The sequence below is a fragment of the Fodinicurvata halophila genome (assembly GCF_042651425.1).
Lineage (GTDB): Bacteria > Pseudomonadota > Alphaproteobacteria > Kiloniellales > DSM-21159 > Fodinicurvata > Fodinicurvata halophila.
The window spans coordinates 21125-34351 of record NZ_JBHSCW010000010.1 but is presented as its reverse complement, the minus strand read 5'-3'; the positions used below and the strand labels follow the sequence as shown (position 1 = coordinate 34351).

The following is a 13227-nucleotide window of genomic DNA, read 5'->3' as shown; positions in this document are numbered from 1 at the left end:
TGACAAAGTACCTCATGAACCCAACCTCGTCACTTCTTCGGTGAAAGATCGGCTCAAACGCCGCTAGGCCTCGATTGTCCTCTGCGAAACCTCGTCATGGCTCATGAGCGAGCTCAGATAGCCGTTTCGGCGCAACAGGAAGTCACGGAGCAACTGCGGGTAGTCCTCCGTCACGGCGGCGCGTACCGAAGGGCGTTCGGCCAACGCCGCACGCCAGGCCGTGACCTTCGGCACGCCCGCCAGGATGCCGAAATCGCCGATGCCATCGAACAGGTCGAAGTATCGGAAGACAGGCCCGAAGACGGCATCCACCAGGCTGAAGGATGGGCCGGCGAAATAGGGGCCGTCTCCCAGTTCCGCCTCCAGCCGGAGAAACTTCCGGTACAGAGCGTCCGTCTTCTGCAAGAAGGTGTCCTTGTCCCGGGCGCTGTAGAAGCCGGCGATGTCGTTCAGCACTGCCGAGCCGAACTCCATCCAGGCCCGATGCCGGGCCCGCCGAAGGGGATCGCCGGGAAGCAGCGGACCCGGCTGGGTGTCCTCCAGGAACTCCAGGATGACAGCCGATTCGAAGATGGGCTGTCCGGATACGGTGAGCACAGGCGTCTTGCCCAGGGGCGAAAGCGCGAGGAACCAGTCCGGTTTGGCGGCAAGATCGATATAGCTCCGCTCGAACTGCACCTGTTTCTCGCTCAGCGAAATCACGGCGCGCTGCACATAGGGACACAGAGAGTGGCTCATCAGATGCAATGTCATTGCGCCGCCCTCACTTCGGTTATCCGAAGCCATGGCAGGGCGAAGGAGCGCACCAGGGCATGGGACCCGTCGCCCAGCATGACCTGGACAGCCGCGAGCAGGGTCAGATAGGCCGGATACTCCCAACCGCCGTTCGCATATCCGAACATCCAGCCGTTGCCCCAGTGCGCCCAGGTTGCCCCGGCCAGGACGGGCAGCATGGCCAAGGCTACCCAGCGGGCCTGAACCCCCAGTACCAGCAGGGGTCCGGCCACCGCTTCGGCGGCGAAAACCGCATAGGCGAACCAGCCTGGCAGCCCCAGAGAAACGAAGAACTGCGCCGTTCCCGGCAGCGTGAAGACGAAGAGTTTCAATAGCCAACTGTGGGCGATGAACATCACCCCCAGCGCCACGCGAAGCAGGAAGACCGCATGTGCGGTCAAATGATCCTGGGACATTTGTCAGCTCCATGAATATAGATGCAAGTGCATTTATATAATCGGCGGCAAGAAGCTTTGTCAATCTTGATGCATATGCATCTTTATGCTCCTATACCCTCATGACCAAAGTACGCCCCGATACGATTGCCGCCTGGACCAGCCTGGTCTCGGTCAGCGGCGCGCTTCTCGAGCGGATCGAGGAGGCGCTCAAATCCGCCGGTCTACCCCCGCTCAGCTGGTACGACGCCCTGCTGGAAATCGAAAAGGCCGAGCCGGACGGCCTGCGTCCTTTCGAGCTGAAGGAACGGCTGCTGCTGCCCCAGTACAGCACCTCCCGCCTGCTGGCCCGGATCGAGAAGGCCGGCATGATCGAACGCCAGTCCTGCGAAGACGACGGCCGCGGACAGGTGATCGTCCTCACCGAGGCGGGACGTACCACGCGGCAACGGATGTGGCCGGTTTACGCCGAACAGCTGAGCCACCTCATCGAAGAAAGGCTCCCCGCCGGGGAACGGCAGCAACTGGCGGACTTGCTCGGCAAGCTGAAAGCCCCCGTACCATAAAGTTCAGGTCCGAGCAGACCCTATTAGCGATCGAACGCCAGTCTTGCCGCAAGAATGCAGAACACGAAACTGGTCACGTGCTGAAGGGCACGCGCAACCAGCCTGTTCTGCGCCAGCAGCCGTCCGATGCCGCCGGAAAACCCGCCGACCAAGCCATTCACGATGGTCCCGCCGATATTGAGGATCGCCCCGAAAATCAGGAACTGGAGGAACACGGAGCCCTGGGCCGGATCCACGAACTGGGGCACGAGTGCCAGGATGAACAGGGCCACCTTGGGATTGAGCAGACAGACCAGGGCCCCGTTTGCCCAGGCGCTATGGATGCTGATTCGCGCCCTCCGGGCGGGCCGCAACTCCCGCAGGGGCTGCCGCAGGACCCCGATCGCCAACCAGAGAAGATAGGCCACGCCGCCCCACCGGATCACCTCGAAGGCCAGCGGATGCGCGGCGATGAGAGAGGCGAGCCCCAGGCCGGCGGCGACAGAGTGCAGGAAGGATCCGCTCGCGATCCCCAGCGAGGCGGCAACACCGGCTCTCGGCCCCGAACGAACACCCTGCCCGAGGCAGAACAGCATGTCCGCGCCCGGCGTGAAATTGAGCGAAAGAGCGATCGGAATGAAGACCAGCAGCGTCTGCAATTCCACTGGCATTCTCTTATCCCCTTTGGTCTCCTGGCAGGGTCAGGAGCTTCGCACGGTTCAACCGGCCGTAACACGGACATTGAGCGTTCCACTTGCCCGTGGAACGCATTCATGTCTGGAACGGAGACTCCCTTGCTGCCGGAAGATCAAGCGCTTCGGATCGGATTTATTCCAGGCGCTCGGCAATCCAGAGCTTGATGAGCGACTGTCGGGTGTCACCCAGATGCCAGGCCTGCCTGTCCAGGCCCTCGACCACCCAGGCCGGGAAGTCCACGTTCACCCGCCTTGTTTCGCTGTTCACGCGCTTGGCCTTGGACCAGTCGACAGCCGCACTCACGTCTTCGCCTTCGTCGAACTTCCTGTCGAACTCATTCGCTTTCATAATGCTCGATCTCCTCTCGCCTGGCGCGGCAATTGAGCAGGCCAAAAATGCTGGTTCTAGAGACCGACGGCCAGGTACTCTTCAGACAGACCAGTCCTCCAGCCTGAGGCCCGGCACGCGGCTGAATTCGCTGGTGTTCGCGGTCACCAGAACGGCGTCGCGCAGGCGTGCCTGAGCGGCGATCAGGACATCATAGGGCCCGATCAGCGTGCCGGCTTTTTCAAGTGTCGCCCAGATATCACCCGCTTCTTCCGCATCCTCCGCCTCGAAAGACCATGACTCGAATCCCAGGGTCAGGAACGTGGAAAGAAGGGTGGCATTCCGGTCCGCACGAGCGCTCTTGAGAATTCCATAGTGAAGTTCGAACAGAACGACTGTCGGGATAACGGGAACTTCACCGTCGGCCATCACCTCTTCGAGGCGCATCCGCACATTCGGCTGGCGCCCATTGATTGCCGCGATCACGACGTTCGTATCGAGGCAGATCATTCGTCGAAGGACACTTCGTCATCCGGCAGGAGAGGAGGCTGTTCGGGGCGGCCTTCCGGCAGAAAATCCTTCCCGCCAAGCTGATCAAGTCTGGCAAAAAGAGCCTTGATATCCTCCTCGCCCCATTCCACCGGCTCCAGGAGAACGCCGCGCCCATGCCTGCGGACACGGACTTCCTTACCCGGCAGGCGGAACTCCTTGGGCAGGCGCACGGCCTGGCTGCCGCCATGCTTGAACAGCTTCGCTGTCGCGCGCTTCTCCATTGCCTGGCTCTCCATAATCCAGCTTGTATCTACATAGAGTAGATATAACCTTTGCTCGGCTTGACAACAACGAGCTGATCTTCCCGATGCCCGGCATCTTCAGCCGACACCCTCCGCCTCCAGCAGAGGCAGCAGGTGTCGCAGCTTGTCGGGGTTGCGCACGGTATAGATGGCGACGATCCGGCCGCCCTCGATCTCGAAGGCAGTGGTCTGCAGCGTTCCATCGGCCTCCACAGAGATACAGCCGGGCAGGCCGTTGATCGTCGTACGCCGGGTCCAGCGCGGCGGCCCGGTCTTGCCCTTGCGGACAAGGCCGGCGAAGAAGCGGCCGATCCGCTCCCGGCCCAGAATGGGATTCAGCGCCGCCGGCTTGCGGCCGCCGCCGTCGCTGTGCAGCACGGCACTCTCCGACAGCAGGGCCTGCAGCTGCTGCGTATTCCCGCTGCGCGAGGCCTCCACGAAGGCCTGCACCAGCCGCTCCCTGTCCTCAGCGCTGGGGGTGAAGCGCGGCCGCTCGGCGCGCAGGCCGGCCCGGGCCCGACTGGCCAGCTGGCGGCAGGCCGCCTCGCTGCGCTCCAGGGCCGTGGCCACTTCGGCGAAATCGAGTTCGAAGACGTCATGCAGGATGAAGGCTGCCCGCTCCAGCGGCGACAGGCGCTCGAGCGCCAGCATCAGGGCGAAGGAGACGTCTCGGTCCATCTCCAACTCCGGTGTCGTGGCAAGAGTGGGATCCTCCAGCAGCGGTTCAGGCAGCCAGGCGCCGACGTAAGTCTCCCGCCGGTGCCGGGCTTCCTTCAGGCGGTCGAGGCACAGCCCGTGTCACCACTGTCGACAGCCAGGCCTGAGGGTTGGCGATCTCCTTTGCCTCCACGCCTTGCCAGCGCAGCCAGGCATCCTGCACCACGTCCTCGGCCTCACTCACCGCGCCCAGCATGCGATAGGCCAGGCCGGTGAGGCGTCGCCGTTCCTGCTCGAAGATCCGCAGGCTGTCAGCCGGCATGTCCACGGCTCTCTTCTTCCCTCACACTGGCTCTTCGACAGGATGCAGGCTGCGAAAGCCGATGGCGAGCCGATTCCAGATGTTGATGACCCCGATCAGCAGGCTCAGTTTCACCTGCTCCGCCTCGGTGAAATGCCGGCCGAGCTCCTCGTAGTCGCTGTCCGGCGCCTGGGTCTCGGCCACGCGGGTCAGGGCATCGGTCCAGGCCAGGGCCGCCCGCTCGCGCGGAGTGAAGAGCGGCGAGTCCCGCCAGGCCGACAACAGGTAGAGCCGGGTCTCGCTTTCCCCGGCCGCCCGGGCATCACGGGTGTGCATGTGGATGCAGAAGGCACAGCCGTTGATCTGCGAGGCCCGGATCTTCACCAGTTCGATCAGGCTGTGTTCCAGCCCGCAGTCGGCAACATAGTCCTGCAGCCTCCGCAGCGCCTTGAAGGCCTCCGGAGCGGCAGCGGGGTAATTCAAGCGCGGTTCCATGATCGGTCTCCTCGTCTGGTTTCAGGTCATCTGAATGGAAGACGAGGCAGCCTGGAGGGATGTGACACAGCTTCGATCAATTCCTGTACCGAAGGCAGACGTGACAGCCGATGTGGCCGCCTAGGCTCAGCCTGCCGGGATCTCGTTCATGACCTTCGGCACGTGATAGCCCCTCTGCACCGCGTCACGCTCGAGCAGGCGCCGGTACCAGGCGCGTACGTTGGGATAATCCGCCAGGTCGACACCCTGCCATTCATAGCGCGACACCCAGGGCCAGCAGGCCATGTCCGCGATGGAATAATCCCCGGCAATATGCTCCCGGCCCTCGAGCCGCCGGTCGAGGACACCGTAGAGGCGATGCACCTCGTTCGAGAAGCGTTCCTCGGCATAGGCCGACTTGCCGGGATTGAAATGCAGGAAATGGTGCGCCTGGCCGCACATGGGGCCCAGCCCGCCCATCTGCCACATGAGCCATTCCATGACCTTCATCCGGTCCTCGGAGGTATCGGGCAGGAATTTTCCGTGCTTGTCGGCCAGATGCCACATGATCGCCCCCGACTCCATCAACGTCAGGCCGCTGTCGCGCTCCACGATGGCGGGAATCTTGTTGTTCGGGCTGATCTTCAGGAATTCGGGCGTCTTCTGCTCGCCCTCGCCGATGTTGATCGGATGAACTTCGTAGTCGAGACCCAGTTCCTCCAGAAGGATGGACACCTTGCGCCCATTCGGGGTGGTCCAGGTATAGAGATCGATCATGGTTCACCTTTCGCTCATGTGTTTGCTGGCCAGCTCCCGTACGGGGGTTGTCCGCCCAGGCGCTGAAGGCTGCGTGAATGAACATGCGGGTTTCTGGCGGAATCTGCAAAGGCCGGATCTTCTTGATGGACTCCTTCTATCGCGGTGCCGATCACGCCGTCACAGTTCGATACCCCTTGTCGCTGTAGTCCTGACAGGTGACCACCGGCAAGATGGGAAGGACCAAACCGCGTGCTGCTGAAGGAGGGCAAGCTATGACGGAGGAAGGGCTAATGGTCCTGCGCAGCTATCCGCTGTTTGCGTTCGGAACCTTGCAGGACGCCGAGGTCTTCGAGCTCGTTTCGGGCGGCATTCCGCTTTCGTTGGTGCCCAGGGAAGCGGGCTGGCTTGCGGGACAGAGCATCGTAGGGGCAGAGGATAGATTGTACCCGGTCCTGCAGCAGGCCGCCGAGGCCTGGGCTCCCGGCACACTTTTCCATGATCTTTCCGCCGAGGTGCTGGATCGCCTTGCCTGGTTCGAATGGCCGGAGTTCCGGCCAGAACCCCAGGAAATCGCGACCACCTCCACCACGCGCACCTGTGCCTGCTTCATCCCTGCCCAAAAGCCCTCGGCCACGGCACAATCCTGGTCGCTGGAAACCTGGCAGAAGAATAAAAAGAGACACTGGCTGTCTTTCGCGGAGCTCTGCATGGCCTTCTATGGAGTCTGCACCTCCGAGGAACTCGACCTGCATTGGGAGGACATTCTGGCCCGCATGAACGGCCATCCAAGGGACCTTCCCGAGCACATAGAAGCGCGCTGCGAAGAGATATCAGGAATCGATTCCTGATAGGCAGGTAGCAGGCTGTCTCCAGTAACACGCCACGAACACCGTAGACTTCAGCACGAGCTCTTCCAGGAATATTGCCTCAAAACCAAATAAGTGGGTAAAGTTCAGCGGTTGAAGCGTGTATCAGAAGCACGCTGCCAGAGCTGTCGCCGTCTCTGCCGAGGCAAGCGTGAACCATCTTCCGAAGGGAGGGTGTGAAGGATGATACAGATGGACACGGCCGTACTCCGGACCCATCCGCTGTTCTCATTCGGGACGTTGCAGGACGCCGATGTCTTCGCTGTGGTCACCGGCGGCCTGGCGTTCGAACAGACCCCCCGACGGAGGGCCTGGCTTCCGGACTATCGCGTCGTGAACGCCATCGACGGGCCGCACCCCGTTCTCCAGCCGGCCGCCGGTGACTGGGCCCCGGGCCTGCTGTTTCACGACCTGCCCCAGAGTGTTCTCGACCGCATCGCCTGGTTCGAATGGCCCGAGTTCCGGGCGGACCGCAGGACCGTCGTGACCGAGGAGGCGAGACGGACCTCCGCCTGCTTCCTGCCGGAACAGACCTGGCCGGCCTCGGAGGCTCCCTGGTCGATCGAGGTCTGGCGACGGGAGGAGAAGACGGAGTTGCTGGCCTACGCCGAACTCATGATGGACTTCTACGGAACCTGCACGGCGGAGGAGCTGGACACCTACTGGGAGAACCTGGTGGCGCGGGTTCAGGGACGGCCGGCCGAGCTGCCCCCGCACATGGAAGCGCGCAGCCGGGAGCTCCTGGATACCCCGGGGCGGCACCTTCGGGCGTTCCTGCGCCAGACAGCGCAGGCACCGGAAGACAGCCACTCCGCCGCCTCCTGACAGCCTCAGCAAAGCTGATATTTCGGAGAGGGGTGTTAGTTGTTCCTTCTCCAGACCACGCGGCCTGCTCAATGCCGTCCCGAGAAGGCCGAGATCATCGGGACAGGATGTCCGCAAATATACTCTCCAGATCCTTCGTCTCACCGCCAGAGCGCTCACCCAGACTGAAAGAGGGGATGCCTGTCCCCTTTATGACTTGTGTTAGGATCCGGTCCTGAGTAACGGCGAAAGAGGAGAAGAAGTGTGCGCAAGCTTCATACTGCCATGATCTCCGTCATATTCCTGGCGATGGTGGTTGCTGTCCCCGCACTGGCGCACTCGCCCATGAAGAGCTCGACGCCGGCCAGCGGGGCCACCGTCCAGTCCGCACCTGAGACTCTGCGGATTTCCTTCGACAATCCGGTCGTCTTCACCAATGTCGAGGTGCGCCAAGAGGGCGAAGAAATACCGGTCGCTTTCGAACCCGGCTCGAAAGCGACAACAGATCACTCGGTGCCCATGCCCAGCCTGAGTGATGGCACCTATACAATCTCTTGGAGTGCGCTCTCGCCGCAGGACGGTCACGTCATGCAGGGCACCTTCTCGTTCACAGTGGCCACGGACTGAGCGTATTGATGGAGGCCCTGGCCACACTCAGCGTCTGGCAGGTCGGAACGATTGCCCTTAAGACGGCAGCCTATTTTACCGGCCTTTCGGCGTCGGGAGGCCTGGTGTTCATCCTCCTTTTCGGCCGGCACCTGGCAGGAGAGGACACAACAGTCATTTGCCGTATGACGGCCCGTCTTGCCGTCGCCGGGGTGCTGGCCAGCCTTGCAGGTTTTCTCTGGACTGCGGCAGCCTTGGGGAGTGGCTTTTCCAGCGCCGCCGACCCGTTGTTGCTCTCCATCGTTTTCGAAAGCCGTGGCCCCGCGCTCATGTTGCGCATCGTGGGTCTGGTGTTGGTATTGGGGATGCTGATCAGGGCGCGTGGCTTCGGGCTAATGGTGGCAGCTCTGGGCGGTGCCCTGGTCATTCTCTCTTTTACCCCGGGCGGGCATCCGTCGGCCCTGGACCTGACCCCCTGGCCGCAACTTCTCATTATCATTCATGTCACTGCGGTGACGTACTGGCTGGGCACTCTGCTGCCCCTGCTTGTGATCTCCAGGCGCCGTGACGACGAGCGCCTGGGCACAACAGCCAAGCGTTTTGGGGACTTCGCCGTCTACATCGTGGCTATGCTTATCCTGGCAGGCGCGCTTCTTCTCTGGCTGCTCTCCGAAAGCCCCACGGCTTTTATCGCGTCCAATTACGGACAGCTCTTTCTCGGAAAGCTCCTGTTGTTTGCACTCCTTCTGGGGCTCGCGGCCCTCAACAGGTTACGATTGACCCCTGCGCTGTTCACCGGAGACACCAGAGCGCCGCAACGGCTAAAGGCATCAATCCGGTTGGAGATCGCGGCCGTCATCACCATCCTGCTGGTCACCGCGACGTTCACGACGCTCGCGAGACCACCCGGCTTGAACTGAGAAGATAAGCCGGAATGGACAATAGCGTTGGGTCGACTGCCCGCTGATCGGGTCCGTGCCTGCCATTATTTGCAACGCCGACAGATTGTTGCCATCTGTCACAGCTCCTGCCACTTTGCGGGAAGATCGTATCCTTGCAGGAAAGTTATCAAGGGCGCATCTCTCAGCAGCACGCGCGTGACCAGGAATTGAATGAGTTCGTAGAATGGCGGAAAACCTGACCCACAGGCTCAGCGTGGCCCCGATGATGGACTGGACGGATCGGCACTGCCGGACCTTCCATCGCCTGTTGTCGCGTCATGCGCTGCTCTACACGGAAATGGTGACCACCGGTGCCATCCTCTACGGCGATGCGGAACGCCATCTCGCCTTCGATCCGGTCGAGCGTCCCGTGGCGCTGCAGCTGGGCGGCTCCGATCCGGCCGCCCTGGCGGAGTCGGCGGCGGCGGGCGAGAGCTATGGCTACGACGAGATCAATCTCAACGTCGGCTGCCCCAGCGACCGCGTGCAGAACGGGCGTTTCGGCGCCTGTCTGATGGCCGAGCCGGACCTGGTCGCCCGTTGCGTCGCCGCCATGAAGGCGGCCACCGCGCTGCCGGTCACTGTGAAGACGCGCATCGGCGTCGACGCGCGCGACAGCTACGAGGAGCTCTGCGATTTCGTGGCCCGCGTGGCCGGCGGCGGCTGCGAGACCTTCATCATCCATGCCCGCAAGGCCTGGCTGCAGGGCCTCAGCCCCAAGGAGAACCGCGAGATCCCGCCGCTCAGCTACGAGACCGTCTATCGCCTGAAGGCGGACTTCCCTGAGCTGCGGATCGTCCTCAATGGCGGCGTCGTCGACCTGGAGGCGGTCGAGGGTCATCTGGCACAGGTGGATGGCGTCATGCTGGGCCGCGCCGCCTACAAGGAGCCCTGGGTGCTGGCGGAGGTTGATCGGCGCATCTTCGGCGACGAAACCCCGGCGCTCACGCGCGAGGACATCGCGCGGCAGCTGGCCGGCTACCTGCACCGCCAACAGCAGGAGGGCGTGCCGCCGCGCGCCGTCACTCGTCATGTCCTGGGCCTGTTCAACGGACAGCCCGGCGCGCGCCGCTGGCGCCAGGTGCTGAGCGATGCGCGACGCCTGGACTCGGCGGGTGCGGATATCATTGAAGAGGCCCTGGAGGCCATGGCGCCCCCATCCCGAGCGCCCTCCCCCCGATCACCATCCCACGACACGCCCGCGGCCGCGACGGCCTGACCGGCGCCTCCTGGAGGCTGGCCAACGCTGGCCACCAGCCCATCCAGATCGAGCGACTTGTCCCGAAGAGCACAATTCCGGAGGAACCCCATGACCGTGACCGCCCGCGAGATCCTGCTGAAAAGCCGTCCCGAGGGCCTACCCTCCGCGGAGAATTTCGAACTGGCGGATCGCCCGCTCGAAGCGCCGCAGCAGGGCCAGATCCTCGTCCGGAACCTCTGGATGTCGGTCGATCCCTACATGCGCAGCCGGATGATCGACCGCGAAAGCTATGTATCCCCCTTCCAGCTCGGCCAGGCGCTCGAGGGCGGCGCGATCGGGCGTGTTCTCGAAAGCCGGGACAGCCGCTTCGTTGAGGGGGATCTGGTCTCGCACTTTGCCGGCTGGCGCGATCACGCGCTGCTGGAGGGTGGAGGTGTCATGAAGATCGATGCCGAGACGGTCCCCGCCCAGGCCTACCTGGGCGTGCTGGGCATGCCGGGGCTCACCGCCTACGCCGGGCTGGCCCGGATCGCCGAGCCGAAGCCGGGGGAAACGATCTTCGTCTCCGCCGCGGCCGGCGCCGTGGGCGCCGTGGCCTGCCAGATCGCCCGACTGCGCGGCTGCCGCGTGGTCGGCTCGGCCGGCTCCGAGGCCAAGACCGAGTGGCTGCTCCGTGAGGCCGGTGTCGACGCGGTCATCAACTACAAGACGACGGATGACCTGCAGGCCGCACTCGCCGAGGCCTGTCCCGAGGGCATCGACATCTACTTCGACAATGTCGGCGGAGACCATCTGGACGCAGCCCTGGCGCTCGCCAATGAAGGCGCGCGCTTCGTGCTCTGCGGCATGATCGCGCAATACAATGCCGGCGCCGACACGCCGGGCGTCCACAATCTCTTCCAGGCGGTGGCGAAGCGCATCAAGCTGCAGGGCATGATCGTGCGCGATCATTTCGACCTCCTGCCCGAGTTTACGCGGGAGATGTCGCAGTGGATCGCGAACGGTCAGGTCACCTGGCAGGAAACCGTGGTCGAAGGCCTGGAGAACGCCCCTGATGCCTTCATCGGCCTGTTCCGGGGCGAGAACACGGGGAAGATGCTGGTCAAGCTGAACGAATCCTGATCATCCGTGACTTGCCCGTCGCGGCCCACGGGCCCCCGTGTCCCGGCAGTATGACCACTTGCTGCGCTCCTCCGTCCATCAGCCGCCTTACCGATGCCTCATTCACGGACTTGCATGAGAGGCCTTGCATGATGATCCTGCGCACGGTCTAGCCGGCACGGGATGAACATGACACCTTGCTTTCACGATAAGGAACAGGTTGATCGCAATGCGCCGTTTGGCTTTTCCGGGACCCCTTTCTCTGGCAGTGGCCGCGCTCTGCCTCGGCCTGCCGCTGTTGGCGGTCGCCAAGGACGACTGCCTGAAGGCACTGGCCCAACCCCAGGAAGCCCCGATCGTGATCAACTTCCCCCCGGATTCCGCGGAGCTTTCAGCGCGGGAAAGACGCCGGCTGGAAACTTTCCTGGAGGATCCCAGCCACGCCGATGATCTCTGCGTCATAGCCCAGAGCGAAAGCTTCGGTGATTCCGAATATAACGAGGCCCTGGCCCGGAAGCGGACTGAAACCGTCGTCAAGGCCCTGCGGGAAAGCGGCCTCAAGGCCACGGCTGTGACGCTGCGGCCCGGGGATTCCCGGGAAATGACCTACCACGCCATGGAACGCCGCATTCTCATCCTCGACACGGAGTAGACGGCCCTGCCGTCGCACGCGATAATCGCGAGAGAGTTGCAGCTTTCGCAAGACCACTCTTGCGATATGGCGCAGCAATCGTTCAAATACTCCGAAAGAAAAGACCGACGTCACGGCAGTGGCGCATCCATGGACAGCGACAGAGGAGGCATAACAGCATGCAGAACAGGAAAACTCCCGGCTCATCCCGCAGGAAATCCGCCGGAAAATCGCACGGTAAATCCCCGGGCCAGATTCTGAGAGATGAAATCACCCGGCGCCGTTTCATGTCCGGAGCCGCCGCCGTCGGCCTGACCTTCGGCGCAGCGCCTCGACTGGGCTGGGCCCAGGAGGAAAAGGAACTGAACTTCTACAATTGGGACACCTACATCGGGGACACCACGCTGGAGGACTTCCACGAAGCCACGGGCATCGAGGTCTCCATGAGCCTCTATGCCGACAACGACGAGCTCTTCGCCCGTCTGCGCGAGGGCAATCCTGGCTTCGACGTGATCGTGCCCTCCGACACCTACGTGGAACGCATGATCCTGGCCGACATGCTGATGCCGCTCGATCACTCGAAGATTCCGAACTACGAGAACATCGCCGCCCCCTTCCGGAACAACGTGGAGTTCGATCCGGGTCGCGAGCATTCCATGCCCTATATGTGGGGCACCATGGGCATCGGCTTCCGCAAGTCGCGCACGGCTTCGCCCGACAGCTGGAAGGTGGTCTTCGACTCAGACAAATACTCCGGGCGCATCGCCTGGATCAGCGAGGCGGTCTCCATGATGGGCCAGGCCGCCATGTACCGCGGCTATTCCTACAACACCAAGGATCCGGACGAGATCAAGGCCGTCGAGGAGATGCTGATCGCCCAGAAACCCCATGTGAAGGTCATCGCCCCGGACACCGGGCAGGACCTTCTGCTCTCCGGCGAGGTCGATCTCGCCGTGGAATGGTCGGGCGACATCGTCCAGGTGATGGCCGAGGACGACGATCTCTCCTACATCGTTCCCAAGGAAGGCGGTCTGTTGTGGGAGGACTGCCTGTGCATCCCCAAGGATGCCCCGCATCCGAACAATGCCCACGAGTTCATCAACTTCCTGCTGGATGCCGAGGTGGGGGCGGAAATCGCCGAGACCATCCGCTATGCAACGCCCAACGAGGCCGCCCGCGAATTGATGCCGGAGGACTACAAGAACCACCCGGCCATCTTCCCGCCCGAAGAGGTGCTGGAGGAATGCGAATCGGCCCTCTATCGCGGTGAAGAGGTCACCCGCATGCTCGAACAGAGCTGGACGCGTATTCTCTCCGCCTGATCCCGGGCACCCGGGGCCGGCCCGTCATCGGGG

19 protein-coding genes are annotated in these 13227 nt (G+C 63.0%); 9 read left to right on the top strand and 10 right to left on the bottom strand.

The features are described from left to right. Positions 1-63: 63 nt before the first annotated feature. Positions 64-738, bottom strand: a complete 675-nt coding sequence (locus ACFOW6_RS15265; RefSeq protein WP_382423287.1) for a glutathione S-transferase family protein — start codon at positions 736-738, stop codon at positions 64-66. A gap of 11 nt (positions 739-749) precedes the next feature. Then, the gene (locus tag ACFOW6_RS15260) at positions 750-1190 is read right to left on the bottom strand and encodes a DoxX family protein (RefSeq protein ID WP_382423286.1); all 441 of its coding nucleotides are present in this window, start codon (positions 1188-1190) and stop codon (positions 750-752) included. Between the two features lie 101 nt (positions 1191-1291). Between ACFOW6_RS15260 and ACFOW6_RS15255 the strand changes: the two genes are divergently transcribed. Continuing rightward, positions 1292-1735 (top strand): MarR family winged helix-turn-helix transcriptional regulator, encoded by a 444-nt coding sequence (locus ACFOW6_RS15255; RefSeq protein ID WP_382423285.1) that lies wholly within the window; start codon positions 1292-1294, stop codon positions 1733-1735. 23 nt (positions 1736-1758) lie between these two features. Here ACFOW6_RS15255 and ACFOW6_RS15250 read toward each other — a convergent pair whose 3' ends face one another. The 8 genes from ACFOW6_RS15250 to ACFOW6_RS15215 all read right to left on the bottom strand — a co-directional run bounded on the left by ACFOW6_RS15250 (position 1759) and on the right by ACFOW6_RS15215 (position 5740). Next, the gene (locus ACFOW6_RS15250; RefSeq protein WP_382423284.1) at positions 1759-2385 is read right to left on the bottom strand and encodes a LysE family translocator; all 627 of its coding nucleotides are present in this window, start codon (positions 2383-2385) and stop codon (positions 1759-1761) included. Between the two features lie 157 nt (positions 2386-2542). Beyond that, positions 2543-2758, bottom strand: a complete 216-nt coding sequence (brnA, locus tag ACFOW6_RS15245; RefSeq protein WP_382423283.1) for a type II toxin-antitoxin system BrnA family antitoxin — start codon at positions 2756-2758, stop codon at positions 2543-2545. Between the two features lie 81 nt (positions 2759-2839). Further along, positions 2840-3247: a type II toxin-antitoxin system VapC family toxin gene (locus ACFOW6_RS15240; RefSeq protein ID WP_382423282.1), complete on the bottom strand. Its 408-nt coding sequence runs from the start codon at positions 3245-3247 to the stop codon at positions 2840-2842. Then, the gene (locus ACFOW6_RS15235) at positions 3244-3510 is read right to left on the bottom strand and encodes an antitoxin (RefSeq protein ID WP_382423281.1); all 267 of its coding nucleotides are present in this window, start codon (positions 3508-3510) and stop codon (positions 3244-3246) included. The genes ACFOW6_RS15240 and ACFOW6_RS15235 overlap by 4 nt, the downstream gene beginning before the upstream one ends. A gap of 99 nt (positions 3511-3609) precedes the next feature. Then, a complete protein-coding gene (locus ACFOW6_RS15230; RefSeq protein ID WP_382423456.1) occupies positions 3610-4263 on the bottom strand; it encodes a sigma factor-like helix-turn-helix DNA-binding protein in 654 nt (217 codons plus the stop codon). Then, a complete protein-coding gene (locus ACFOW6_RS15225) occupies positions 4256-4510 on the bottom strand; it encodes a sigma factor (protein ID WP_382423280.1) in 255 nt (84 codons plus the stop codon). Before ACFOW6_RS15225 ends, ACFOW6_RS15230 begins: the two co-directional genes overlap by 8 nt. 21 nt (positions 4511-4531) lie before the next feature. Further along, entirely contained in the window at positions 4532-4984 is a 453-nt protein-coding gene (locus tag ACFOW6_RS15220; RefSeq protein ID WP_382423279.1) for a carboxymuconolactone decarboxylase family protein, read from the bottom strand. 126 nt (positions 4985-5110) lie between these two features. Further along, positions 5111-5740 (bottom strand): glutathione S-transferase family protein, encoded by a 630-nt coding sequence (locus ACFOW6_RS15215; protein ID WP_382423278.1) that lies wholly within the window; start codon positions 5738-5740, stop codon positions 5111-5113. A gap of 254 nt (positions 5741-5994) precedes the next feature. Here ACFOW6_RS15215 and ACFOW6_RS15210 point away from each other — a divergent pair, with 254 nt between their 5' ends. The 8 genes from ACFOW6_RS15210 (at position 5995) to ACFOW6_RS15175 (ending at position 13194) form a co-directional block, all read left to right on the top strand. Beyond that, positions 5995-6570, top strand: a complete 576-nt coding sequence (locus ACFOW6_RS15210; RefSeq protein WP_382423277.1) for a gamma-glutamylcyclotransferase family protein — start codon at positions 5995-5997, stop codon at positions 6568-6570. Between the two features lie 201 nt (positions 6571-6771). Next, positions 6772-7413: a gamma-glutamylcyclotransferase family protein gene (locus tag ACFOW6_RS15205; protein WP_382423276.1), complete on the top strand. Its 642-nt coding sequence runs from the start codon at positions 6772-6774 to the stop codon at positions 7411-7413. A 243-nt stretch (positions 7414-7656) separates the two neighbouring features. After that, a complete protein-coding gene (locus tag ACFOW6_RS15200) occupies positions 7657-8019 on the top strand; it encodes a copper resistance CopC family protein (protein ID WP_382423275.1) in 363 nt (120 codons plus the stop codon). 8 nt (positions 8020-8027) lie between these two features. Next, positions 8028-8918, top strand: coding sequence for a CopD family protein (locus ACFOW6_RS15195; protein ID WP_382423274.1), 891 nt, complete (start codon positions 8028-8030; stop codon positions 8916-8918). Between the two features lie 205 nt (positions 8919-9123). Then, complete coding sequence (gene dusA, locus ACFOW6_RS15190; protein WP_382423273.1) at positions 9124-10158, top strand: tRNA dihydrouridine(20/20a) synthase DusA; 1035 nt, start codon at positions 9124-9126, stop codon at positions 10156-10158. Positions 10159-10248: 90 nt separating this feature from the next. Beyond that, a complete protein-coding gene (locus ACFOW6_RS15185; RefSeq protein ID WP_382423272.1) occupies positions 10249-11262 on the top strand; it encodes an NADP-dependent oxidoreductase in 1014 nt (337 codons plus the stop codon). Positions 11263-11470: 208 nt separating this feature from the next. Next, a complete protein-coding gene (locus ACFOW6_RS15180; protein ID WP_382423271.1) occupies positions 11471-11893 on the top strand; it encodes an OmpA family protein in 423 nt (140 codons plus the stop codon). Positions 11894-12051: 158 nt separating this feature from the next. Continuing rightward, positions 12052-13194 carry an ABC transporter substrate-binding protein gene (locus ACFOW6_RS15175; RefSeq protein WP_382423270.1) on the top strand — a complete coding sequence of 381 codons (1143 nt, stop codon included), beginning with the start codon at positions 12052-12054 and terminating at the stop codon, positions 13192-13194. The last annotated feature ends 33 nt before the right edge of the window (positions 13195-13227 follow it).

What these genes read in the sequence shown, in the direction of transcription:
- dusA (WP_382423273.1), top strand. Translation starts at nt 9,124, where the DNA reads ATGGCGGAAAACCTGACCCACAGGCTCAGCGTGGCCCCGATGATGGAC.
- brnA (WP_382423283.1), bottom strand. Translation starts at nt 2,758, where the DNA reads ATGAAAGCGAATGAGTTCGACAGGAAGTTCGACGAAGGCGAAGACGTG.
- ACFOW6_RS15185 (WP_382423272.1), top strand. Translation starts at nt 10,249, where the DNA reads ATGACCGTGACCGCCCGCGAGATCCTGCTGAAAAGCCGTCCCGAGGGC.
- ACFOW6_RS15265 (WP_382423287.1), bottom strand. Translation starts at nt 738, where the DNA reads ATGAGCCACTCTCTGTGTCCCTATGTGCAGCGCGCCGTGATTTCGCTG.
- ACFOW6_RS15235 (WP_382423281.1), bottom strand. Translation starts at nt 3,510, where the DNA reads ATGGAGAAGCGCGCGACAGCGAAGCTGTTCAAGCATGGCGGCAGCCAG.
- ACFOW6_RS15225 (WP_382423280.1), bottom strand. Translation starts at nt 4,510, where the DNA reads ATGCCGGCTGACAGCCTGCGGATCTTCGAGCAGGAACGGCGACGCCTC.
- ACFOW6_RS15255 (WP_382423285.1), top strand. Translation starts at nt 1,292, where the DNA reads ATGACCAAAGTACGCCCCGATACGATTGCCGCCTGGACCAGCCTGGTC.
- ACFOW6_RS15210 (WP_382423277.1), top strand. Translation starts at nt 5,995, where the DNA reads ATGACGGAGGAAGGGCTAATGGTCCTGCGCAGCTATCCGCTGTTTGCG.
- ACFOW6_RS15195 (WP_382423274.1), top strand. Translation starts at nt 8,028, where the DNA reads ATGGAGGCCCTGGCCACACTCAGCGTCTGGCAGGTCGGAACGATTGCC.
- ACFOW6_RS15260 (WP_382423286.1), bottom strand. Translation starts at nt 1,190, where the DNA reads ATGTCCCAGGATCATTTGACCGCACATGCGGTCTTCCTGCTTCGCGTG.
- ACFOW6_RS15180 (WP_382423271.1), top strand. Translation starts at nt 11,471, where the DNA reads ATGCGCCGTTTGGCTTTTCCGGGACCCCTTTCTCTGGCAGTGGCCGCG.
- ACFOW6_RS15220 (WP_382423279.1), bottom strand. Translation starts at nt 4,984, where the DNA reads ATGGAACCGCGCTTGAATTACCCCGCTGCCGCTCCGGAGGCCTTCAAG.
- ACFOW6_RS15240 (WP_382423282.1), bottom strand. Translation starts at nt 3,247, where the DNA reads ATGATCTGCCTCGATACGAACGTCGTGATCGCGGCAATCAATGGGCGC.
- ACFOW6_RS15205 (WP_382423276.1), top strand. Translation starts at nt 6,772, where the DNA reads ATGATACAGATGGACACGGCCGTACTCCGGACCCATCCGCTGTTCTCA.
- ACFOW6_RS15215 (WP_382423278.1), bottom strand. Translation starts at nt 5,740, where the DNA reads ATGATCGATCTCTATACCTGGACCACCCCGAATGGGCGCAAGGTGTCC.
- ACFOW6_RS15175 (WP_382423270.1), top strand. Translation starts at nt 12,052, where the DNA reads ATGCAGAACAGGAAAACTCCCGGCTCATCCCGCAGGAAATCCGCCGGA.
- ACFOW6_RS15250 (WP_382423284.1), bottom strand. Translation starts at nt 2,385, where the DNA reads ATGCCAGTGGAATTGCAGACGCTGCTGGTCTTCATTCCGATCGCTCTT.